The organism is Bacillus siamensis (assembly GCF_051628075.1).
Classification (GTDB): Bacteria; Bacillota; Bacilli; order Bacillales; family Bacillaceae; genus Bacillus; species Bacillus siamensis.
Map to the genome: position 1 here is coordinate 1,806,261 of NZ_CP155579.1, position 24,272 is coordinate 1,830,532.

The 24,272-nt window shown below is 40.1% G+C and carries 17 protein-coding genes and 3 pseudogenes; 16 read left to right on the top strand and 4 right to left on the bottom strand.

All coding sequences use genetic code 11. The features are described from left to right. The first annotated feature begins 173 nt into the window (after positions 1-173). The 5 genes from spoVK (at position 174) to glnA (ending at position 5,720) form a co-directional block, all read left to right on the top strand. Positions 174-1,142, top strand: coding sequence for a stage V sporulation protein K (gene spoVK, locus ABDB98_RS08945; RefSeq protein WP_438421994.1), 969 nt, complete (start codon positions 174-176; stop codon positions 1,140-1,142). A gap of 127 nt (positions 1,143-1,269) precedes the next feature. Then, on the top strand, positions 1,270-2,532 hold the full coding sequence (gene hflX / locus ABDB98_RS08950; protein ID WP_438421996.1) for a GTPase HflX: 1,263 nt from the start codon (positions 1,270-1,272) through the stop codon (positions 2,530-2,532). Between the two features lie 16 nt (positions 2,533-2,548). Then, positions 2,549-3,814 (top strand): aminotransferase class I/II-fold pyridoxal phosphate-dependent enzyme, encoded by a 1,266-nt coding sequence (locus tag ABDB98_RS08955; protein WP_438421998.1) that lies wholly within the window; start codon positions 2,549-2,551, stop codon positions 3,812-3,814. A gap of 109 nt (positions 3,815-3,923) precedes the next feature. Beyond that, the gene (locus ABDB98_RS08960; RefSeq protein ID WP_438421999.1) at positions 3,924-4,328 is read left to right on the top strand and encodes a MerR family transcriptional regulator; all 405 of its coding nucleotides are present in this window, start codon (positions 3,924-3,926) and stop codon (positions 4,326-4,328) included. A 57-nt stretch (positions 4,329-4,385) separates the two neighbouring features. Next, positions 4,386-5,720 (top strand): type I glutamate--ammonia ligase, encoded by a 1,335-nt coding sequence (gene glnA / locus ABDB98_RS08965; RefSeq protein WP_060962718.1) that lies wholly within the window; start codon positions 4,386-4,388, stop codon positions 5,718-5,720. Between the two features lie 117 nt (positions 5,721-5,837). On the opposite strand, the pseudogene ABDB98_RS08970 reads toward glnA, so the two are convergent. Then, positions 5,838-6,275 (bottom strand): annotated as a pseudogene (locus ABDB98_RS08970) (tyrosine-type recombinase/integrase); the annotation flags it as partial. 437 nt (positions 6,276-6,712) lie between these two features. Between ABDB98_RS08970 and ABDB98_RS08975 the strand changes: the two are divergent. The 4 genes from ABDB98_RS08975 to ABDB98_RS08990 all read left to right on the top strand — a co-directional run bounded on the left by ABDB98_RS08975 (position 6,713) and on the right by ABDB98_RS08990 (position 9,903). Next, on the top strand, positions 6,713-7,090 hold the full coding sequence (locus ABDB98_RS08975; protein ID WP_438422001.1) for an ArpU family phage packaging/lysis transcriptional regulator: 378 nt from the start codon (positions 6,713-6,715) through the stop codon (positions 7,088-7,090). A 108-nt stretch (positions 7,091-7,198) separates the two neighbouring features. Continuing rightward, positions 7,199-7,828: a hypothetical protein gene (locus ABDB98_RS08980; RefSeq protein ID WP_438422002.1), complete on the top strand. Its 630-nt coding sequence runs from the start codon at positions 7,199-7,201 to the stop codon at positions 7,826-7,828. A gap of 669 nt (positions 7,829-8,497) precedes the next feature. Then, a complete protein-coding gene (locus tag ABDB98_RS08985; protein ID WP_438422003.1) occupies positions 8,498-9,085 on the top strand; it encodes a hypothetical protein in 588 nt (195 codons plus the stop codon). 224 nt (positions 9,086-9,309) lie between these two features. After that, positions 9,310-9,903, top strand: a complete 594-nt coding sequence (locus ABDB98_RS08990; RefSeq protein ID WP_438422004.1) for a hypothetical protein — start codon at positions 9,310-9,312, stop codon at positions 9,901-9,903. Positions 9,904-10,336: 433 nt separating this feature from the next. Here the strand turns inward: ABDB98_RS08990 and ABDB98_RS08995 are convergent. Next, positions 10,337-11,224, bottom strand: a pseudogene (locus ABDB98_RS08995) (ribonuclease YeeF family protein); the annotation flags it as partial. A 300-nt stretch (positions 11,225-11,524) separates the two neighbouring features. On the opposite strand from ABDB98_RS08995, the gene ABDB98_RS09000 reads away from it, so the two are divergent. The 3 genes and pseudogenes from ABDB98_RS09000 (at position 11,525) to ABDB98_RS09010 (ending at position 14,751) form a co-directional block, all read left to right on the top strand. After that, a complete protein-coding gene (locus ABDB98_RS09000; protein WP_438422005.1) occupies positions 11,525-12,637 on the top strand; it encodes a Rap family tetratricopeptide repeat protein in 1,113 nt (370 codons plus the stop codon). Then, positions 12,637-12,783, top strand: coding sequence for a PhrK family phosphatase-inhibitory pheromone (locus tag ABDB98_RS09005; protein WP_438422006.1), 147 nt, complete (start codon positions 12,637-12,639; stop codon positions 12,781-12,783). Before ABDB98_RS09000 ends, ABDB98_RS09005 begins: the two co-directional genes overlap by 1 nt. An 817-nt stretch (positions 12,784-13,600) precedes the next feature. After that, positions 13,601-14,751 (top strand): annotated as a pseudogene (locus ABDB98_RS09010) (IS3 family transposase). Between the two features lie 206 nt (positions 14,752-14,957). Here the strand turns inward: ABDB98_RS09010 and ABDB98_RS09015 are convergent. After that, positions 14,958-16,052: an L-dopachrome tautomerase-related protein gene (locus ABDB98_RS09015; protein WP_438422008.1), complete on the bottom strand. Its 1,095-nt coding sequence runs from the start codon at positions 16,050-16,052 to the stop codon at positions 14,958-14,960. Positions 16,053-16,615: 563 nt separating this feature from the next. Here ABDB98_RS09015 and ABDB98_RS09020 point away from each other — a divergent pair. Together ABDB98_RS09020 and xynB are read left to right on the top strand one after the other, a co-directional pair. Beyond that, positions 16,616-18,007: an MFS transporter gene (locus tag ABDB98_RS09020; protein ID WP_438422010.1), complete on the top strand. Its 1,392-nt coding sequence runs from the start codon at positions 16,616-16,618 to the stop codon at positions 18,005-18,007. A gap of 42 nt (positions 18,008-18,049) precedes the next feature. Beyond that, complete coding sequence (gene xynB, locus ABDB98_RS09025; protein WP_438422011.1) at positions 18,050-19,651, top strand: xylan 1,4-beta-xylosidase; 1,602 nt, start codon at positions 18,050-18,052, stop codon at positions 19,649-19,651. A 77-nt stretch (positions 19,652-19,728) separates the two neighbouring features. Here the strand turns inward: xynB and xylR are convergent, their stop codons facing one another. Next, a complete protein-coding gene (gene xylR / locus ABDB98_RS09030) occupies positions 19,729-20,883 on the bottom strand; it encodes a transcriptional repressor XylR (RefSeq protein ID WP_438422013.1) in 1,155 nt (384 codons plus the stop codon). A 240-nt stretch (positions 20,884-21,123) separates the two neighbouring features. Here xylR and xylA point away from each other — a divergent pair, with 240 nt between their 5' ends. Together xylA and xylB are read left to right on the top strand one after the other, a co-directional pair. Beyond that, positions 21,124-22,461 carry a xylose isomerase gene (gene xylA / locus ABDB98_RS09035; RefSeq protein ID WP_438422015.1) on the top strand — a complete coding sequence of 446 codons (1,338 nt, stop codon included), beginning with the start codon at positions 21,124-21,126 and terminating at the stop codon, positions 22,459-22,461. Positions 22,462-22,577: 116 nt separating this feature from the next. After that, complete coding sequence (gene xylB, locus ABDB98_RS09040) at positions 22,578-24,080, top strand: xylulokinase (protein ID WP_438422017.1); 1,503 nt, start codon at positions 22,578-22,580, stop codon at positions 24,078-24,080. Positions 24,081-24,272: the final 192 nt, after the last annotated feature.

Below are 24,272 nucleotides of genomic sequence, written 5' to 3' on the forward strand. Positions count from 1 at the left end.
GAATACAATAAGAAATGAAAAATATTTCTCGGGAAAGCGCAGGATTCAGCATCATTCCCGAAGAGAACGGAAAATGCGACAGATAAAAGGGGTAATCGGGCCTCATGATGATAGGCGGGTGTCACGGAACGCCTTTATCATGAATAAGATAAAGAGAGAACAGAGAGGTGAGCATGTTGGAGCGCGCTGTAACCTATAAAAACAACGGACAAATTAACATCATTCTTAATGGCCAAAAGCAAGTGCTGACAAATGCGGAAGCTGAGGCGGAATATCAGGCCGCCATGCAAAAAAATGAAGCCAAGCACAGCATTCTGAAAGAAATAGAAAAAGAAATGAACACATTAGTGGGTATGGAAGAAATGAAGCGCAACATTAAAGAAATTTATGCGTGGATATTCGTCAACCAAAAACGGGCCGAACAAGGGCTGAAAGTCGGAAAACAAGCTCTTCATATGATGTTCAAAGGCAATCCCGGCACCGGAAAAACAACCGTCGCGAGACTGATCGGCAAGCTTTTCTTCGAAATGAACGTGCTTTCCAAAGGACATCTGATCGAAGCAGAACGTGCCGATCTGGTCGGTGAATACATCGGACACACGGCGCAAAAAACGAGAGATCTGATTAAAAAATCGCTCGGGGGCATTTTATTCATTGATGAAGCATACTCACTTGCAAGGGGCGGGGAAAAGGATTTCGGTAAAGAGGCGATTGATACGCTTGTCAAGCATATGGAAGACAAACAGCATGAGTTTATTCTGATCCTGGCAGGGTACTCGAGAGAAATGACACATTTCCTGTCATTAAATCCCGGCCTGCAATCGCGTTTTCCTATCAGCATCGATTTTCCGGATTATTCTGTCGCTCAGCTGATGGACATTGCAAAGCGCATGATAGCGGAGCGGGAGTATCAATTAAGCCAGGAAGCCGAGTGGAAGTTAAAAGATTACTTAATGACGGTGAAAAGCACGACAAGCCCCATTAAATTCAGCAACGGACGTTTTGTCAGAAATGTGATTGAAAAATCAATCCGCGCTCAGGCCATGAGGCTTTTAATGGGGGACCAATACTTAAAAAACGATCTGATGACGATCAAGAGTCAGGATTTATTTATAAAAGATGACACAGCAGCTCATGAATAATCCTCTCAGCCGGTTTGAGAGGCCTTTTTTATTTCTCTTTTTAAAACCCGCCGGATGTGTGGTATACGTCCTGCGGGTTTGGTATGATAGTACTACTGCCCAATACGACACAGAAAGGAACATCCATTTGAACGAACAGGAAGAAAAAAAAGAAACGGTCATTTTAGTCGGCTGCCAGCTTCCGCACATGACCGACGAGCACTTTGAACATTCCATGGACGAGCTCGCTTCATTGACAAAAACGGCTGACGGAACGGTGCTGACCCGGATTACACAAAAACGGAACAGAGCGGATGCCGCTACATATATAGGCAAGGGGAAAGTAGACGAGCTGAAGGCGCTGTGTGAAGAGCTTGAAGCGGATCTGGTCATTTTTAATGATGAACTGTCACCGAGCCAGCTTAAATCACTCGCCACGGCAATTGAAGCGAAGATCATCGACCGCACGCAGCTTATTTTGGATATTTTCGCAAAAAGGGCGAAGACGAGGGAAGGAAAGCTTCAGATCGAATTGGCCCAGCTTCAATACGCACTGCCGCGCCTGAGCGGACAAGGAATCAATCTCTCCAGACAAGGCGGCGGAATCGGGACGAGAGGGCCCGGTGAGACAAAGCTTGAAACAGACCGGCGCCACATTAGAAACCGCATACACGAAATTAACGTGCAGCTGTCAACGGTTATCCGCCACAGAAGCCGTTATCGGGAGAGACGCAAGAAGAATGGTGTGCTTCAGGCGGCGCTCGTCGGATATACCAATGCCGGAAAATCAACGTGGTTCAATAAATTAACAAGCTCAGACAGCTATGAAGAAGATCTGCTGTTTGCAACACTTGATCCCATGACAAGAAAGATGGCGCTTCCAAGCGGTTACAGCGTCCTTTTGTCTGATACGGTCGGCTTTATTCAGGATTTGCCGACAACGCTGATTGCCGCTTTCCGTTCAACGCTTGAGGAAGTGAAGGAAGCTGACTTGATCATTCATGTCATTGATTCTTCCAATGAAGATTATGCCGGGCATGAACAGACTGTTCTCGGACTGTTAAAAGAGCTTGAAGCAGATGATATTCCGGTGTTAACCGCTTATAACAAAAGGGATGAAACACTTCCTGACTTCATTCCGACAGCAGGGGAAGGCCACCTCATGATCAGCGCCAGAATTGCCGGGGATGAAGCGAAATTGAAAGCGGAAATCGAAGCTTATTTGCGCCGGGAGCTGATGACGCCGTATGAAGTTCATGTACCCGCCGCTGAAGGCAAATTGATGTCGCGCATTAAATCAGAGACTATGATCGACAGCCTTTATTTTAATGAAGAAAATGAACGCTACGAAGTCTCAGGTTATGTGCAAGAAGAACAAAGCATACTTGGAGAACTGAAGAAATTCATGTAAGGAAGGTATACACAACATGTTTGAGACACTGACACACGGCACTCTATTGCAAAAAACCGCCGAAGAAACAGAAGCGGAAATCGCCGCCGTTCATAAAAGAATAGAAGAAATCAGTGAACGGAATGAATGGAGAGTCCTGCAAAGCTACAGAAAGCATAAAGTAAGCGATACGCATTTTACACCTTCAACCGGATACGGTTATGATGACATCGGCCGGGATACTCTGGAAGAGATCTATGCTGATGTGTTCGGAGGAGAGGCGGGGCTCGTGAGACCGCAAATCATTTCGGGGACGCACGCGATCTCAATCGCGCTGTTCGGTGTGCTGAGACCCGGAGACGAATTGCTTTATATCACAGGCAAGCCTTACGACACACTCGAAGAAATTGTCGGGGTGAGAGGCGGGGAGTATTCAGGCTCGCTTAAGGAATTTCATATCGGGTATCATGCAGTCGATTTAACCACAGAAGGCAAAGTGGACTTCGAAGCGGTCCGTGCTGCAATCCGTCCGAATACAAAAGTGATCGGTATTCAGCGTTCAAAAGGATATGCGAACCGCCCGTCTTTCAGGATAAATGAGATTGAAGAGATGATTCGTTTCGTAAAAGAAATCAAAGAAGATGTCATTGTTTTTGTGGACAATTGCTACGGAGAATTTGCGGAAGAGCGGGAACCCTGTCACGTCGGAGCGGATCTTATGGCCGGCTCCCTGATTAAAAACCCGGGCGGCGGCCTTGCCAAAACGGGGGGATACCTTGTGGGGAAAGCCAAGTGGATTGAAGCCTGCTCTTACCGGATGACCTCACCGGGAATCGGAAGTGAAGCCGGCGCATCGCTTTATTCACTGCAGGAAATGTATCAAGGTTTCTTTCTCGCTCCGCACGTAGTGGCGCAAAGCTTGAAGGGAGCGGTATTTACCGCCCGCTTTCTTGAAAAGCTGGGATTTTCGTCAAACCCTGCATGGGATGCGCCGAGGACGGATCTGATCCAATCTGTTGAGTTTCAGGACCCTGATAAGATGATCGCTTTTTGCCAGGCGATACAATACGCTTCTCCGATTAATGCGCATGTCACGCCTTATCCGAGCTATATGCCGGGATATGAAGACGATGTCATTATGGCAGCGGGCACTTTCGTACAGGGGGCGAGCATTGAATTATCGGCAGATGGCCCTATCAGACCGCCTTACGTCGCGTATGTCCAAGGAGGATTAACCTATGCGCACGTAAAAAATGCGATTTGCAGCGCAGTTAATGCTCTAATGGAAAAAGGGCTGATCTGAGCCGTTTGCAATTTTCAAAGAATTTGATGTTAAGATTCCTTACATTGTGTTGACACAAAATATAACATCACCTATAATGAGACTAAGATAAGAAAAGGAGGAAATTGAGATGAGTGATAACATTCGCCGCTCAATGCCTTTATTTCCAATAGGAATTGTCATGCAGTTAACAGAACTTTCTGCCCGGCAAATTCGATATTATGAGGAAAATGGACTGATATTTCCAGCGAGAAGCGAAGGAAATAGACGATTATTTTCATTCCATGATGTAGATAAACTGTTAGAAATCAAAAATTTGATTGAACAAGGCGTCAATATGGCGGGGATCAAACAAATTCTGGATAAGGCATCTGCCGAACCGGAAGAAAAATCCGAAAAAACTGCCAAACCGATGAAGCACAATCTGTCTGACGAAGAACTCAGAAAGCTTCTGAAAAACGAACTGATGCAGGCAGGCCGATTCCAGCGGGGGAATACCTTCCGCCAAGGTGATATGTCCCGATTCTTTCATTAATCCGTTAGCAACTGTTTTGCTATATACATTTACCTTTTAGAGGAGGAGTTTTACGAAATGGCAAAGTACACAAGAGAAGACATCGTAAAATTAGTAAATGAGGAAAACGTAAAGTACATCCGCCTTCAGTTTACAGACATTCTCGGAACGATTAAAAACGTGGAAATTCCTGTGAGCCAGCTTGAAAAAGCACTTGATAATAAATGCATGTTTGATGGTTCTTCCATCGAAGGTTTTGTCCGCATCGAAGAATCTGATATGTACTTATATCCTGATCTAAACACATTTGTTATCTTCCCATGGACAGCTGAAAAAGGTAAAGTAGCACGCTTCATCTGTGATATCTACAATCCGGATGGCACCCCGTTCGAAGGTGACCCGCGTAACAACCTCAAACGGATTCTGAATGAAATGAAAGAACTCGGTTTCAGCGATTTCAATCTTGGACCTGAGCCTGAATTCTTCCTGTTTAAATTAGATGAAAAAGGCGAACCGACACTCGAATTGAACGATAAAGGCGGATACTTCGACCTGGCTCCGACTGACTTGGGAGAAAACTGCCGCCGCGATATCGTGCTTGAGCTGGAAGAAATGGGCTTTGAAATCGAAGCATCTCACCATGAAGTGGCTCCCGGCCAGCACGAAATCGATTTTAAATATGCCGGTGCCATCCGTTCTTGTGACGACATCCAAACTTTCAAACTTGTCGTCAAAACGATCGCCCGCAAACACGGTCTGCATGCGACATTTATGCCAAAACCGCTGTTCGGCGTAAACGGTTCCGGTATGCACTGTAATCTATCACTCTTCAAAGATGGCGTTAACGCATTCTTTGATAAAGACGCTGATCTTCAGCTGAGTGAAACAGCAAAACACTTCATTGCCGGTATCGTAAAACACGCGACAAGCTTTACAGCTGTCACAAACCCGACAGTGAACTCTTACAAACGCCTTGTTCCGGGCTATGAAGCACCATGCTACGTGGCATGGAGCGCGCAAAACAGAAGTCCGCTGATCCGTATTCCGGCTTCCCGCGGCATCAGCACGCGTGTTGAAGTCCGCAGCGTAGACCCGGCGGCAAACCCGTACCTGGCATTAAGCGTATTGCTTGCAGCAGGCCTTGACGGAATCAAAAATAAACTTGAAGCGCCGGCTCCGATTGACCGCAACATCTACGTCATGAGCAAAGAAGAGCGCATGGAAAGCGGAATCGTGGACCTTCCGGCGACACTTGCGGAAGCTCTCGACGAATTCAAATCAAACGAAGTCATGGTTGCAGCTCTCGGTGAGCATCTGTTCGAACACTTCATCGAAGCAAAAGAAATCGAATGGGATATGTTCCGCACACAGGTTCATCCGTGGGAGCGCGAACAATACATGTCTCAATATTAATCTCTCAATCCCTTGGCACTATTGGTGTCAGGGGATTTTTTGATTTGTTAATAAATTTAATAATTTAATATAAATAAAATACCACCCACAAAACACCCACGAAAAATCAATAAAAAATTACTCCATAATTGTGGAGATATAATCCTCGTACTTATTCATTGAATCCCTATCAATTTTTTTGCTGATGTGTGAGTAAATATCTGACGTCACTTGAATACTTTTATGGCCCAGTCGTTCTTGTACATATTTCATTGATGCACCTGATTCAAGGAGCAAAACAGCATGTGTGTCACGAAGGGCATGAATAGGAAGTTTCTCTAATCCAGCTTTATTTAGTATTCGGACAAAAGCATTAAACAAGGACGATTTAGGTAAATGTGAACCATCTTTGCGAGTGAAGACTAAGTTAAGGTCATAGTGATAGATCTCATTAAGCTGAAGTTTATCTTTGTTTTGTCGTTTTCTTAGTTCGTGAAGTTCATTAACCAACCTTTGATCAATAGTAATAATACGCCTGGATGTATAAGTCTTGGGGTCACCAAATAACTCATCTTTTGGCTGTCAGTGTCGGCGTGCCGCATCAAAGATACAGGACATTTGTTGTTGCCCACTCCAGCCGCGAGTCAAAATCACAAACCGATCAGGCCTTTAGCTCCTTCGGAAGTGGGCGGAACACACGGGGTGATCTTGCCGGGGGAATTGAGCCATCAGTTTCCCCATCTTATTGGCAAATACATCAATCTCCAGCTGTTGGAGTGGATGATGGGTTTCCCAATCGGGTGAACAGAAGATAGCATTAGGTAACGCGGTTGTGTCTCAGCAGATTTACTTGATCCTCAAAGCGATTATGGATCAGGAGGCGACAAAGTGATTATCTCTATTATAGCTTCTCTCTTCATGTTGAATTCATTTACCCTCATTGTATGGGCTTGCTTAACTGAACGACGAATACAAAAATGGGAACGTGAAAAATAGAGGAAAGGAGGACGGATGTGACAGAACAGCTTTCATTCCTTCATCCTGGGGATTTGAAGGCAGTCCGTAAAATCGTGATCAAAGAACTCAAAGATTATCGAGCACTGAAAGTACAGCTTGAGAATAAAAAGGAATCGGTTGACGCTGGCATCAGCCCGTTTCCTTCAATCAGAGATTCTTTCATATTAAATGAACTGAAGGTTAAGCAGATGGAAAGGGCGCTAGAAAATAGCCTGGATGATGAAGAACGAATGATCATTGAGAAAAAATACTTAACAGCCAGCCAAACGAAAGACATTCATATCTATATGGGACTCGGCATGAAGAAGGACACCTATTATGATATAAAACAGCGTGCTATCCTGCGTATTGCTACAGCACTCGGAATAATCTGAGTGTTTTTTTGTAGTAAGCAGTTGTGTAGGTGGGATTTCCTATTTTAACGTTATATGGTGTATTTTTTCTTATGACTATGTTAGTCTCCTTAAAGGAGGGATAATAATTTGAAAACAAAAATAGTAAGCTTGCTTCTTGTATTGAGTTTAGTCTGCGGATTTGCACTTCCTTCTTATGCTAAGACATCGATGAATGAAAAGGTAAAAACCAATGTTTCTGGAATGAATATTATAAGTCAGTCTGAAGGTGAAGCATCTTATACAATCGAATATGGCGGAAAACAATATTTTATTGATCAAAAAACTCTAGATAAAGGAACTTCTAAAGAGTCGATTAAAGTTGATCAATATTTGTTAACTGATGGCCATCGAACACTAGTCGATTCTGCTACAGTTAATATTTCCGATGAATCAAGTGAGATGTCAACTCTAGCAAAATGTAGAGGGAAACAAGGTGTTTCGGTAGCAATTCCTATAGTCAAGGTGAGCATGAATTCGTGTATAATTAAAAAATTCTTAGATATTGTTGAGGATGCTGACGGTATGGCAGGGGCAATCGCCGGGATAGCAGCATTGATAAAAAAAATACCTGGGATTTCAGTATATGCTGGAGCAATTGCAGGGGCAATGTTTGCTGGTAAGTATGCCATAAAAAAAGTATCCGATAATGGAAAGTACGGAATTTCTTATAATTGGATAATTGGTACCCCTGTTGTTGTACCTTGGAGAAATGGTTAATTATTAAGGTGGTAATGTCAAATGAATCGTATATTAGTCTCAATAGCTATTATTATATTCTTGATTGAATATATTGTGGCTCCACTCACAGATATAGATACCGGAAAATACGGCACGTTTATAGGCTTAATATTATTGAGTATTACGGTTCTAAGGCTATCTGATAATGACAAATCATAAACTTTTTAAGGGAGCAGACTTCGGTCTGCTCTTTTTTGTTTATTTTATTTAGGTTAAAACGAAAAATAAGCGACAAATTCCCGACAAAACAGGGGACAAATTGGGGGAGAAAAGGGGGGACTATTTATGTTTGAAATCTCGATAAACTTAACCTATCAACAAAACACGGGTGACGCGCCTAACCCTTATCAATGGCGTATCCGAATACGGAACAAAGGTGTTGAGGAATGAAGCCGAACGAGAGGAACATTCTGAGCCTGGATAGCAGCTAGTCTGCGGCGGCTGTATCGGGGAATAGTATTATCGTGGTTCATTGGGCGATCATGCTATACTTGGCCTTCCTCTCGGAGTATGTGTGAGATCAATTTAATAAGCAATTAGCATAAGGAGGTTAATGATTAAATTTATCTTGAACTTTCTTTCGACAAATTTTGCATATTGTTTCTTTGTCCTTTTCTTTCACCGATAATAAGGTGGGGGGCGATTAAGTTGAATTTTGAATCGAAATATTTAGTAAGATGGGGATTACCAGGATGGGTGTTTATGATATTTATAACCCTGTTGTACTTAATAAACGCACCAGGGTATATACCCCAAATTCTAAAGTATAAAGGTTTCTCGCTTGTAGGCTTTACTGCACTAGCAGCAGCACTAGGAATAATTTTAGGGCATATCATTCATCAGATTAGCTTGTTTTTGTGGTTTGTAATTCCTGAATACAGAAAAAGAAAATGGTTAGTTTACTTTGATAGAGAGTTTAAGATAGACAAGCGAATCATTGAAGAAGAAGAACTTGGTAAGGGAATCAAAAACATATACAGTTATCGTTTAGGGCAACTACATGCAAGAAGGGGCTTGCTTACAAGTTTAATGCTGTCATTTGTGACTATAATAATCCTCTGTTGTACAGATCTAAACTTACTCAGCGTAAAAACGATAATACTTGAAAGTGGTAATGGTACTCTAATAATGATTATGCTGATAAATTATTATTATTTTGATAGGAACCTAGAATATTTTATGGACAGAGTAAATGAGTTTGAAAATCAAAGTAATTCAAGTGATAACTCTCAATAATATAATAATGAATAAAATTGCACCTCTATTAAGGTGCTTTTTTATATTCTCAGTAAACTGCATCCGGTAAAACTCAGGATAGACAGACTATTGGCGGTTAACAGTATGAGTGTAGAGAGAGGTTAAAACAATATTATTAGGCTGTTTTTTCAATCCAATAGGGAGGACGTTATTGTTTCTTAATTCCTTTTTTATGTATAATGAATAAAAAAAGGATGAATAATTTGGCTATAGTACCTCTCATTATAAGTAGTTTTGCAGCTCTTATATCTTTATCTAGTTATTTCTTAACACGTAAAAATCTTCTAATTAACGATGCTCCTCGTCTAATAGCTAGCAATATAAAAAAGAGACTCGAGAATCAAAAAGTTACTATTTCTTTTGAAGTAAAGAACTATGAAAAAGGGGTAGCTTTAAAAACCTTTTTAATTATCACCGTAAAAGGTGGAAATAAAAAGGGAGATCAACATTACTTATCTAAACCATTAGTAACTCTAGAACCTGGGAAAACAGGAGTTTTGGAAATAGTCTTTAAAAAAAAGGAAACAGAGGATCAAATCTCTGGTGCTATTTTGGTAAGTCAAGATTTTTTTGATAATTTTCATATAACAGAAACTAATTTACAATTCAACAATCAGCATTTGAAGGAGTTTAGTAAACCAGTTAAGCAGATTTCAAAAATATTAAGAATGTGTACTCATAGAAGAATAAGGAAAATCATGAACCTTGCAAGCGATCAAGGCAACACAGCTGTTGACAGAAAACAAAAAGAGCAAAATAAAATTATTGAAGAATTACAAAAAGCATTTCGAAAGTAAAAAATCTCTTATTATTTATTGTAATTTTTAAAATTGAATCTTTAAACCTTACATCTTTAAACCTTACTATGTACTTGTACTGACAAAAGTTCGACAAATTCTGCAAATTATTCCTTATTTCTTCTCTTTCACCGATAATAAAATGGGAGGTGAGAAAATGGATTTAGGAGACAGAATAGGTCTTGTAGTAGCTACTGCAATATTCACACTTTTAGGAAACATTTTGTTCAAGTTTTTTCAAAATAGAACTGTACAATCAGCTTAATAAGTTGTATATGGAACTTTCTGCAATAGTATGTCAATCAGAATTTTTGAGAAAATTTCATCACATAGATGAAATGAAATCTATGAAAGAGGTTCCTTTTGTAGAAATAAAAAGAAAAATCAAAAAGATACAAACAAACTTAGTGACAGGTGAGGAAGAATTAACAGGTGCGACTCGCTGACCTGCAGTGAGTTTTTCACCTGTGACTGGGTCAACTCCATCAGCCGCTCTTTTATAATCATAATACCCAGTAACTTCTCCTGTAAAATTACAAACGACATCCCATGTTTTTTCGTACCAAGGTCTGTTCGCGAGCTCTTCCTGTTCCTTCGCAATTCTTCTTTCTTCTGCCTGCTGTTTTTTGAACGAAAGATATTCCGATGATTGTTTATGTAATCCTGCTTGCATCTGATGGATTTCACTTTCCCGGTACGCCTTGGCATTATAGTTGAGCGGGGTGGCGTTTTTGCCTTTCCCTGTCGCATCTTGTAATGCCTGGAAATCTGCCATAATGAACGCCTCATTAGCTTCTGACAGCCCATATTCATTTGAAAGGTTGTTATCCAGCTCACCAATTTTTTGTATTGTATCTCTTTTTGTTGTATCAGAATCATCTAATTTTTGATCCGCGTTAGCGGTTGAAAAGAGATCGAGCGGCAGTATATCTGCGATTTCATCAAGGATACCTTTCATTTCGTTGCGCTGTTCTTGCATAATCGCTTTTGATTTATCAAGTGCGTTTGTCAATTCATGTTCAAGGAAAGATTCTTCTACATAAGAGTCTGAAAGGCCGGCATCTTCAATCATAGCTTCTATGCTTGTGAGAAACGCAATTTTCATATCAATCAATTCCAGCCATTCATCTGTGACGCCAGCGTGATCTTGAAATAAAGCTTTGATGTTGTCGGCGCCTTTGCCCGAAAAATCGCTGTCGCCCAGGTCTGCCATGCCTTGGAACGCATTTTTCAGGTTCGTCATTTGGCTGCGCAATTCTTTGTATTCGTTTGCGCGTTGTTTGGCGGCAGAAAGCAGGGTAGTTGCTTCAAAGATTTTCATGATCATATCCTTTCGCGATAAAATGTTATTCAAAATTTTACCACGATGAAAGCCGGAGTAAATACATAACAAAACTTCCAAATACAAAATGGTTCTTTTGGATTGGTTTATTTTTACTATTATTCTTCGATTCGAACTTTTAAAAATAGGTTAAATTGCCATTTCCTCTGATTGCGTAAAGACGAAATAAGAATTGCGGCATGTCGAAAATTATTTCTGTATATTACATATTATGCTAAAAGTATGCTAGAATGTTGTTTGAGAAAATTTAGAATATTTGTAGAAAGAGGGGTTTATCGTATGAGTAAACTGGCTTCTGAAAGAGTTGCAAATATATTAAATGATTGGTATATCGCGATAAAACAACAAGACGATGAGTCTGCTGAGAGATATTTTGAAGAGATCAAACCACTTTTAGATGAAATGGAAGAGGATCAAGAGGTGTTAATGTATTATTCTCTGCTGGAAGAAAGGCATAAAATGCTTTTGTATCAGGTTAAAGGGGAGGAGCTGCCGCCTCATTCATACTTTAATGAGAACCACGCTGATGAAATCCTAAAAACAGACCATATGATTGAATATTATTTTTATTTATTTGAAGCGCTTTTCGAGTCATATAATAGGAATTTCGAGAGCGCCATAAGTTTATTTAACATCGCTGAAAAAAAGCTTTCATTAATACCGGATGAAATTGAAGCTGCAGAATTTTATTCAAAGGTTGCCTCTATGTACATGATGTTGGGCCAGAACATCGTATCGTTAAATTATATAACCAATGCAATGAATATCTTTAAGAATAATGAAAATTACTTGAAGCAATTTGCGACGTCTTTAATGGTGGTTGCTCATAATTACACTGAATTGGGACAATACGAAAAATCGGAGGAACATTATTTACAAGCAATTAAAGTGGCAAAGAAATTGGATGATTCATTTTTCGTGGCTATGATTCATCACAATTTAAGCATTACATATTCAGAAGCGAAGCGGCCGCAAGATTGTCTTAATACGATTAAGCATGCATTAAGAAATAAAGAGTGGTGTGGATCATCGTATTATATAAATTCATTATATATGATCGCAAAAGAGCTAGTGATGATGGGGGAAAACAATAAAGCATCATATTATTTGAAAAAGGGACAGGAAAATCTTAGACAAAAACAGAATAAAATATACGAAGCTAAAATAAATATTATTCATGAGCTTTCACAAAGTCCTTTAAATGAGCGTGTTGATCGGATTCACAGTCATATGAACAGATTAGCAGAACAAAATGACTTTGACAGCATTCGCGATCTAGCTCTAATCACTTCAAAAAAATTTGAAGAAAGGGGACTTTATAAAGAGGCTCTAAAGTTTTCTAATAAAGCTATTTTAGCTGAAAAGAAAATGAAGCAGTTGGAGGGAATTTGATGAAAAAGAGAATTCTTTTTGCGGCATTATCTGTTGCTTGTTTGAGCGGGTTAGCTGTTGCGAGCTTAATGGGGTTTTCAAATAAACATGTAGCTGAAAAGCCAGTCGGTACTTATATATTAGCTGAAAAGCCAGTCGGCACATAATAAAAAAAAGTCTCAATTAAAAGATGGGGGTCATAATATGACAAAAGGCGTTAAAATAACATTATGGAGCATCTTAGGGATAGTCATCGTGTTAATGATAATTGGAGTTGTCTCTTTTTATCAGACCCCATCTTCATAAAGCGAAAACATGTAATTAATCCCTTTATACGTATACCTTTAGATTACAATAAAAATCTAAAAAGAAATAGATGTGGGCGCCCACAAAGACACCCACAAAACACCCACAAATATAATATACTTGATGATTTCTTATTCGAAGTGAAATAACAAAACCTTTTTAATTCAACGTTTATCATGCATTATGACATTGAAATATTGCCTAGGTTATAATCCGCACACAAGTTCATCCGTGGGAGCGCGAACAATACATGTCTCAATATTAATCCCTCAATCCCTTGGCACTATTGGTGTCGGGGGATTTTTTGGTTTTGACCGCCAAAAATACTAAACATATATATTCTTCAAAATCATCAACTGATGAATTTTCAAGTTTCTCTGAGATATGGGAGTATAGGTAGGAAGTGATGGTTATATTTTCATGTCTAAATATTTCCTAGAAAAATTTCATTGCTGCCCCAGATTCAAAAAGAAGAAAAGCGTGACAAACTGTAAAATACAGACGGGTTACAGTGTTTTTCCCTAAATAAAAAGACCAGGGTGTTGGTATCACCCCGGCTCTGTAATAAAAGCTGCCCATCAAAGGGGACTGACCCCATAATATGAGACAAACAAAAAACACCTTCAAGTTTGAAAACGGATCGTTGTTATCCGAAATTAGACTTGGAGGTGTTTTTCTATGAGGGCAAGAGTGAGTTATCCGGTTGAAGTCAAACAGAAGGCTGTAGAAATGAGATTGGCGGGCGTGCCTGTGAAGGAGATCATGCAGGAATTGAATATAAAGAATAAGACGCAGGTGCAGACATGGGTCAGGTGGTATAAAGCTGGGGATACACATCGATTCGAACAACCTGTCGGAAAGCAATATTCTTATGGAAAAGGTCCAGAGTATTCTTCCGAATTAGAGAAACTGCAGGCAGAAAATCGTTATCTGAGACAACAGAATGAAGTGTTAAAAAAGTACAACGAATTGGAAAGGAAGCTGATAGCGAAACGCCAGTCGAGCTTGTAGAAGCATTGCGCGGCACAATGACCATAAAGGATATCTGTATTCATTTAGGTATCTCACGAGCATCTTATTATCGTTGGAAGAAGAATCTGATGAAAGATAACCCTAAATACCATTTAGAAAAACAAATCGGCACGTTGTGCCGAGAACACAAGTATCGATATGGCTATCGGAAAATCACAGCCATACTAAAAAAGAGAATACGTATTAATCATAAAACGGTTCAGCGCATTATGCAGAAGAATCAGTGGCAATGCCGGGTTAAGGTGAAAAAGCGCAAGAAGAATGGGCAGCCATATGCCGTGGCCGAGAATATATTGGATCGAAACTTTCAGTCTGATCGCCCTCTGGAAAAGCTAGTAACGGATATCACATATTTGCCTTATGGGCAGAAATAATTGCATCTTTCCAGTATATTTGATTTATACAATGGAGAAGTGATTGCTTTTACGATTGGCGATAGACAGGACACAGACTTTGTCTTACACACACTTGATCAGCTGCCCGCACTGCCAGAGAACTGCGTGTTACATAGTGACCAAGGTTCTGTTTATACATCTTATGAGTATCAGAAAGCTGTTAAAACAAAAGGCATTACCATGAGCATGTCCCGCAAAGGGACGCCCGCTGATAATGCCTCCATCGAATCGTTTCATTCCTCACTAAAGTCTGAAACGTTCTACCTCGACAGGTTGGAAAGCACTACGACGACCATCGTAGAACAAACTGTCGAAACCTATATACACTATTATAACAACATTCGTATTCAAACGAAACTAAACAACCAGCCGCCGGTCACATACCGACAGCTGGCTGCTTAAAGGTGTTTTGATCCCTGTCTCAAAAACGGGGGTCAGTCCCAAAGGGCTTGCTCAGCTGATATTCATGATAGACCTTTTCATTTAGGTTCTGAGGCTTAAGGGAGGTCTGTTTTTTCTTATATACGTCAACAGGGCGATTATAAACGGCTCGATTAATCATTTATATTTAAATGAGGATATGATATGATTTCCTTCAATTTTAATTTTCAATAGGAAGGAGCAGGTAATTCATCGATTTTTATACGAAGTAAACTATAAGGTTTCTGTCGTAAGTCTTTTCCATAATGAAATCTAGCCTGCCGATGTAATTGGTTCACGATGACGTATAAGTATTCATCCGGACCAATCGAAAAAGTATCCGGCCATAAAATTCTAGGATCATGTGCGATGGTTTGCATTGTGCCATTCGGCAGTATTTTTCGAATACTATTGTTCTCGTAATCTCCGGCATAAACGGCTCCTTTTGCATCTGTAATCATTCCATCAGACGCACCTTTTTCTCCCCAATACGCCACATGATAAAGTAAATCCATGTCCGGTATATTTCTATCTCTTAAGGCTTCTGTTGAGATCGAGAACAAATGGCGGTTGGTCAGCGGACAAAAAAATAATACCTTCCCGTCAGGAGAAATCGCAATACCGTCGGATGCCAGCCTAAATGGGGCAGTTGAACCATCCCTGTTACGATTCATCAAAATGTTGCCTTCTACTTTCGGTATAAAATAGGAATCCGGTGAAGTTGGAGTTGCTCCATTTAACTGTCTGCATGCATTTCCGGTTTCTAAATCAACGACGATAATCGCTCCTGGTCCTTTGGAAGAAGAATCCGTTATATAGGCATAACCTGCAGTTCCAACACGAAAATCAAATCGGACATCATTCAGGTAAGTTGTGGGCAGGACAACATCTTCTGTAAAGGTATACACTCTTCTGATTGTATTGGTTTTTAAATCAACAGCGACTAATTTTGCCCCGCCTTTAATTGGTTCAGAAAAATTGGGCGCCGCTGTATCTAGTACCCAAAGCGTTCCCCTTCCATCAGCAACTACACTTTGGACACTGATGAAAGTCATTTTGATAGTCTCGGGGTTAACCAAATTGGTTTGTAAATCAGGATAAGGCTGCAATTTATCCCCAACTATTTCCGCCACCGTAAATTTAACATCGTCTCCCCATTTCGGAAAACAAATGAAAATACGACCAGTTTCCGAAACCGTAACACCGGTAGGCATAGCTCCATAAAATGCATAAACCAGTTCTAAATCACCGAAATACTTTTCAAAAGGCAGCATAGGTTTCATCATATCCTCCTCAACCAATTAAACGGGATATCACTTATATATGATTCGCATTTTTTCTAGTGCATGTTTCTTGATACGTTTTTCTAAACGAAAAGGTGATGGAAGTGCTTATCATTTAGGCACAAGGGATTTTTACTAATACGTCTGTCGAAGCAGTTGGCAATTACACTATGGTATGTCCTTGGCCGGTTGTAAATTTTCTGAAAAAGGAGTTGAAAAAGCAGATCAGATTTTATAAGATTAAATCAAGTTAGTTTGTTTGCTCAACAAACTAAGAAATCCGATTAAATTACCCGTAATTAAATGCATGATGGAAGGGGGATAAGGGGCTCGAAAGAAGAATATAAAAAATGAAAGCACGGGGCTTTTATCCTTTCCGGGCATATAAGATGAAATTACAGCCATCTGATCACCATTTATCTGATGAAAATGCTCTGTGAAAGTCATCGGCTATTCTTTTATGAAAGCGCTTTTATGAAGTGCGTACTGCCCAATAAATTTGAAGACATGTTATATCCTTTCATACTGGTTCCTTATGAAAGGATCGAAAAGGGGAGGAAATTATGCTCAGTGAAAATGTAAAGAAGATCAGCATGGCTGAAAAAGTTGGATATGCGTCTGGGGATTTTGCATGTAATTTAATTTATGCAACGGTGTCTACTTATCTTTTGTTCTTCTATACAGATGTATTTGGTTTATCGGCAGCCGCCGCCGGTACGATGTTTTTAGTGGTCAGAATCATCGACGCCCTCGCTGATCCTTTTATCGGAACAATAGTAGACAGAACGAATAGCAGGTTTGGGCGCTTCAGACCGTATCTTTTATTCGGAGCTTTTCCATTTGTCATACTGGCCATCCTCTGTTTTACAACCCCCGATTTTTCAGATATGGGGAAATTAATATATGCCTATATAACATATGTCGGCTTGTCGCTTACATACACAGCGATAAACGTTCCGTATGGCGCGTTAACTTCTGCCATGACCAGAAATAATCAAGAAGTTGTTAGTATAACATCTGTCCGTATGTTATTTGCAAATCTTGGGGGACTTGTCGTTGCATTTTTTGTTCCCTTACTGGCTGCTTATTTAAGCGATACTTCAGGCAGCGAATCTCTTGGCTGGCAGCTAACCATGGCCATTATGGGATTCATAGGCGGGTGTCTTTTAATCTTTTGTTTTAAAAGCACAAAAGAGCGTGTCACTCTTCAAAAATCTGAAGAAAAAATTAAATTTTCGGATATATTTGAGCAATTTCGTGTTAATCGTCCGCTTGTTGTACTGAGTATTTTCTTTATTATTATTTTTGGAGTGAATTCAATAAGTAATTCGGTCGGCATCTATTACGTGACGTATAACTTAGAAAGAGCGGATTTAGTGAAATGGTACGGTTTGTTAGGAAGTTTGCCCGCTCTGGTCATTTTACCTTTTATTCCAAAGCTTCATCAACTATTGGGGAAGAAGAAATTACTAAACTACGCATTATTACTGAATATGATCGGCCTCTTAGCTTTATTGTTTGTTCCGTCAAGTAATGTTTTCCTCATACTCTTCTTTCGATTAATTGCTGCTGCCGGAAGTCTCACTGCCGGGGGATATATGTGGGCGCTCATTCCTGAAACAATAGAATATGGAGAGTACAGAACCGGGAAAAGAATGGGCGGGCTCATATACGCTATTATCGGATTTTTCTTTAAATTCGGCATGGCCTTGGGAGGGGTTATACCTGGGCTGGTTTTAGATAAGTTTGGATATGTGGCAAATCAGGTGCAAACGGCGGAGGCATTGACGGGAATTTTAATTACAACCACCATTATTCCCGTGTTCTTACTGGTTTTAGCCATGATTGATATTAATTTCTATAACTTAGATGAGAAAAAATATAAAAACATGGTTCGAGAATTAGAGAATAGAGACAAAGTTTATTTGGATCATATAGATGATTTCAAAGCTTAAAATATGATGAATCAACAGAAAATAGCTGAGGAGGCGTTCCGCATGAAGATTATCAATCCGGTACTTAAAGGATTTAATCCCGATCCAAGTATTTGCAGGGTAGGAGAGGATTATTATATCGCTGTATCTACATTTGAGTGGTTTCCAGGAGTCCAGATACACCACTCAAAAGATTTAGTGAATTGGCACTTAGTTGCACATCCATTACAGAGAGTTTCGCAATTAGACATGAAAGGAAACCCTAATTCAGGCGGGGTCTGGGCGCCATGTTTAAGTTACAGCGACGGGAAGTTTTGGCTGATCTATACGGATGTTAAGGTAGTAGATGGCGCCTGGAAAGATTGCCACAATTATTTAGTGACTTGTGACACGATTGATGGTGATTGGGGGGAGCCGATCACATTAAATAGCTCGGGATTTGATGCTTCTTTATTCCATGATACGGATGGAAAAAAATATTTATTAAATATGTTATGGGATCAGCGTATTGATCGGCACTCATTCGGAGGAATTGTCATGCAGGAATATTCTGATGAGGAGCAAAAATTAATTGGAAAACCGAAAGTGATATTTAAAGGAACTGAAAGAAAGCTGACGGAAGCGCCGCACCTTTATCATATCGGGAACTATTATTATTTATTAACCGCAGAAGGAGGAACGCGGTTCGAACATGCTGCTACAATTGCCCGTTCTGCAAATATTGAGGGGCCATATGAAGTTCATCCTGATAATCCTATTTTAACGTCATGGCATGATCCGGAAAATCCGCTGCAAAAATGCGGGCATGCATCCATCGTTCAAACACATACAGGTGAGTGGTATTTAGCTCATTTAACGGGACGTCCTATTCATCCGGACGATGATTCAATTTTTCAGCAGCGAGGTTATTGTCCTTTGGGCAGAGAAACAGCTATTCAAAAACTCTATTGGAAAGATGAATGGCCTTATGTAGCTGGCGGAAAAGAAGGAAGTTTGGAGGTGGAAGCGCCTTCTATACCTGAAACTATATTTGAAGCAACGTACCCGGAAGTTGATGAATTCGAGGACTCAACATTAAATATCAATTTTCAAACGTTAAGGATTCCGTTCACGAAAGAATTAGGTTCATTGACTCAAGTGCCAAATCATTTGCGATTATACGGTCATGAATCATTAACCTCGGTATTTACTCAGGCATTTGTAGCCAGACGCTGGCAAAGTCTCCATTTTGAAGCGGAAACAGCTGTAGCGTTTTTCCCGGAAAATTTTCAGCAAGCCGCTGGTCTGGTGAACTATTACAATACAGAGAACTGGACGGCTCTTCAAGTTACGCATGATGAAGAACTCGGCCGTATTCTTGAATTAACAATATGTGATAACTTTTCTTTTTCACAGCCATTAAAAAATAAAATTGTGATTCCCCGTGAAGTAAAGTATGTCTATTTAAAAGTGAATATCGAAAAGGAAAAATATTATTATTTCTATTCGTTTAACAAAGACGACTGGCATAAAATTGACATTACCTTAGAATCGAAAAAATTATCAGATGATTACATCCGCGGAGGAGGATTCTTTACAGGAGCTTTTGTAGGAATGCAGTGCCAAGATACCAGCGGTCACCACATTCCGGCTGACTTCAGATATTTTCGTTATAAAGAAAAATAATGTGCACAGGAAAAAGGAGCTTCTATTTTAGAACTCCTTTTTCATATCGTGTCCTATGTGAAAAAACAGCGTAAAACTTAATGATTAACCATATCAAGAAAATGATCAATTACAATAGAGGACATTCCCAATGCCGATGCATTTTTTCCTAAAACAGATGGTAATAATTCATAACTATTGCCTAATTGGGAATAAACCCGGGACGACACCTCGCTTCTGATTGAATTTAAAACCATAGGATGCGATTCAATGATGCTGTTTCTTAAAATGATGGCTTGCGGATTGAATGTATTCAAAATATTGGTCAGGCCTATCCCTAAATAGAAGCCAAAATTCTGCAATGCACGTAAAGTTTCAACATCATTCAGATGGGCGTGGTCTATGATATCTTGATTGGACACTTTTTTTTCTTTCATCTGAAGAGATTTTAATAAAGCCTTCTCTGAAGCGTACAATTCCCAACAGCCTCGGTTTCCGCAGCTGCATTTCGGACCATTAAAGTCTATTGTCATATGTCCCATTTCTCCAGAGAAGCCGCCAACCCCTCTGTATAAATCATTGTTGATAATAACGCCGATTCCTATCCCGGTACCGATACTTGCATAAATCATGTTATCGTGATTTTTTGCAGCACCAAATACTTTTTCTCCATATGCGCCGGCATTTGCCTCATTTTCAATAAAAACAGGCACATTGAACTTCTCTTTTATGAAAGATTTTAAGTCAATATCTCTCCAGTTGGAGTTCGGAGTGAAAACAATTTTTTGATTTTTATCAATTAATCCGGGAACGCATATGCCTATACCAATAAGCCCGTACGGAGATTGCGGCATATTCGCAATAAAGTGATGAATCATCTCAATTAAAATATCTTTCGTTATTTCAGGGGAATTACATTCCAAATGGTGATGTTGATCAAGAACAATTGTCCCCTCAAGGTCTGTTAAAATGCCGTTAATATAATCCACTCCGACATCTATTCCTACGGAGTATCCTGCTTTTTTATTAAAAACAAGCATGACAGGTCTTCTGCCGCCGCTTGATTGTCCCTGACCGATTTCAAATACAAGGTTTTCTTTCATTAATGTGTTTACCTGGGATGAAACGGTTGATTTATTTAATCCGGTCATTTCAGATAATTTTGCTCTTGAAATAGGTGAATTCTTAAGTATTTCTTTTAATAATAACTTTTGGTTTACTTTTTTGACAAAGGCTTGATCAGCGATATCCACTTCATCCACTCCATTTGTATAATCTTTAAATTAAGTTGAGTTTTCTGTGTTATCATGCGAAGCGTCACACATAGCGATTCCAACCTTATTATATCTAATGTATTCGTTAAAAACTAAAAAAAATATTGAAAATACTGATGAGGTTATATAAGATGAAAATAAGTTAGTTTGTTTAGGCAACAAACTAATATGTAATGTGACTTAAAATGCGCTTGAATTTATTTTTAAGGGGGAAATGTCATGGCTCAGTCTCATTCCGGTACAGCCGGCTATTTTGAAAGCGTAAACAAAGTGATTTATGAAGGGAAAGATTCCACGAATCCTTTAGCATTTAAATATTATAATCCTCAAGAAGTAATCGGCGGAAAGACAATGAAAGAGCACCTGCGGTTTTCTATTGCTTATTGGCATACATTTACCGCTGACGGTACAGACATGTTTGGAGCAGCTACGATGCAAAGACCGTGGGATCATTATAAAGGCATGGATCTGGCGAGGGCGAGAGTAGAAGCAGCATTTGAGATGTTTGAAAAACTGGATGCGCCATTTTTTGCTTTCCATGACCGGGATATCGCACCTGAAGGAAGTACGTTAAAAGAGACAAATCAAAATTTAGATATTATCGTGAGCATGATGAAAGAGTACATGAGAACGAGCGGCGTGAAGCTATTATGGAATACTGCAAACATGTTCACGAATCCCCGTTTCGTTCATGGTGCGGCGACTTCTTGCAATGCAGATGTGTTTGCGTATGCCGCAGCACAAGTAAAAAAAGGGCTGGAAACAGCAAAAGAGCTTGGCGCCGAAAACTATGTGTTTTGGGGCGGACGTGAAGGATACGAAACATTGTTAAATACGGATTTAAAATTTGAGCTTGATAATTTGGCCAGATTCATGCATATGGCAGTGGATTATGCGAAGGAAATCGGGTATACGGGGCAATTTTTGATTGAACCAAAACCGAAAGAGCCGACCACTCATCAATATGATACAGATGCGGCAACAACCATTGCCTTTTTGAAGCAATATGGCTTAGACAGCCATTTTAAATTAAATCTCGAAGCCAATCATGCCACTTTAGCCGGGCATACATTCGAACATGAATTACGTATGGCGAGAGTGCATGGCCTTCTTGGATCTGTTGATGCGAACCAAGGTGATCCGCTTTTAGGCTGGGATACAGATGAATTTCCGACAGATTTATATTCTGCGACATTAGCCATGTACGAAATCCTGCAAAATGGCGGCCTTGGAAGCGGCGGATTAAACTTTGACGCAAAGGTCAGAAGATCTTCTTTTGAGCCTGATGATTTACTTTATGCCCATGTTGCAGGGATGGATGCATTTGCAAGGGGATTGAAAGTCGCTCACAAATTAATCGAAGACCGTGTGTTTGAAGATGTGATTCAGCATCGTTATCGCAGCTTTACCGAAGGGATCGGTCTTGAAATTGCAGAAGGAAGAGCTGATTTTAAGACACTTGAGCAATATGCGCTAAACAATCAGCCAATTAAAAATGAATCAGGGAGACAGGAGCGGTTAAAAGCGATATTGAACCAATACATTTTAGAGGTATAACAAAGAAGCTTGATCCGCTAAAAAGTTTTAGCAGGAAAAAGCCGAGTTGCCCCGGAGCTTCCCGTTCTGGCGGGAAGTTTCAATGGGGATCTATTGAGAGGGAAAGGAGTGAAAAAATGAAGTATGTCATTGGAATAGATCTTGGAACGAGCGCCGTTAAAACCATTTTAGTCAATCAAAACGGCAAGGTTTGTGCAGAAACGTCTAAAAGATATCCGCTTATTCAAGAGAAGGCGGGGTATAGTGAGCAAAATCCCGAAGACTGGGTGCAGCAAACAATTGATGCATTGGCTGATTTGGTTTCTGAATCCGGCGTTCAAGCCGAAGATATAGACGGGATAAGCTATTCAGGACAAATGCATGGGTTAGTCCTGCTTGACCAAGATCAACAGGTGCTGCGTCATGCGATTCTTTGGAATGATACCCGAACGACTCCTCAATGTATGAGAATGACCGAGACATTTGGCGATCATCTGCTTGATATCACAAAAAACCGTGTCCTGGAAGGGTTTACATTACCTAAAATGTTATGGGTCAAGGAACATGAGCCTGAACTTTTTAAAAAAACTGCTGTTTTTTTGCTTCCGAAAGACTATGTGAGATTCCGTATGACCGGTGCCATTCACACTGAATACTCCGATGCGGCGGGAACGTTACTTTTGCATATTATCCGCAAGGAGTGGAGCGATGAGATTTGCAATCAATTTGGTATTTCTGCAGATATTTGTCCTCCGCTTGTTGAATCACATGATTGTGTAGGATCGCTGCTTCCGAACGTCGCGGCGGAGACAGGGCTGATGGAAAAAACAAAAGTGTACGCCGGGGGAGCGGATAATGCTTGCGGTGCAATTGGAGCCGGTATTCTTTCATCCGGAAAAACATTATGCAGTATTGGGACGTCAGGGGTCATACTTTCCTGTGAAGAAGACAAAGAAAGAGACTTTAAAGGGAAAGTGCACTATTTTAATCATGGAAAAAAGGATTCTTTTTATACGATGGGAGTCACGCTCGCTGCTGGATACAGCTTAGACTGGTTCAAAAGAACGTTTGCGCCAAACGAATCGTTTGAACAATTATTGGATGGGGTGGAAGCTATTCCGGTAGGAGCAAATGGACTGCTGTATACTCCTTATTTGGTTGGTGAAAGAACGCCGCATGCTGATTCATCTATTCGGGGAAGCTTGATCGGAATGGATGCGGCCCATAAAAGAGAGCATTTGATGAGGGCGGTAATGGAAGGCATCACATTCTCTTTGAATGAATCAATTGAGCTATTCCGCGAAGCGGGAAAATCAGTTGATTCTGTTGTCTCTATTGGCGGGGGAGCTAAAAATGAAACGTGGCTTCAAATGCAAGCTGATATTTTCAATACGCGGGTGATTAGGTTAGAAAACGAACAAGGTCCGGCCATGGGAGCTGCTATGTTAGCTGCTTTCGGGAGCGGGTGGTTTGAATCTCTTGAAGAGTGTGCAGAGCAATTCATACGTGAGGCTGCTGTATTCTATCCGAAAGAACAAAATGTTCAAAAATATAAAACACTATTCGATTTGTATAAGAACATTTACACTCACACAAAGGATCTCAATACAGCATTGAAGAGTTTTCGGGAAAATGAATGATAAGTGCGGTTCGTCAAGAGAGTGTTTTTGCCGGGAGATCAATGAAAAAACAATTAACAGCTAAAAAGCTTTGATGGCAAAGCTGCTTATAAATAATGTCATTTATCGGAGGAAACAGATAATCATTCTGACTCCGTGGAGATACCTTTTTGCAATGGATTCACAGATATCATTCAACTTCAGGAGTTCCTT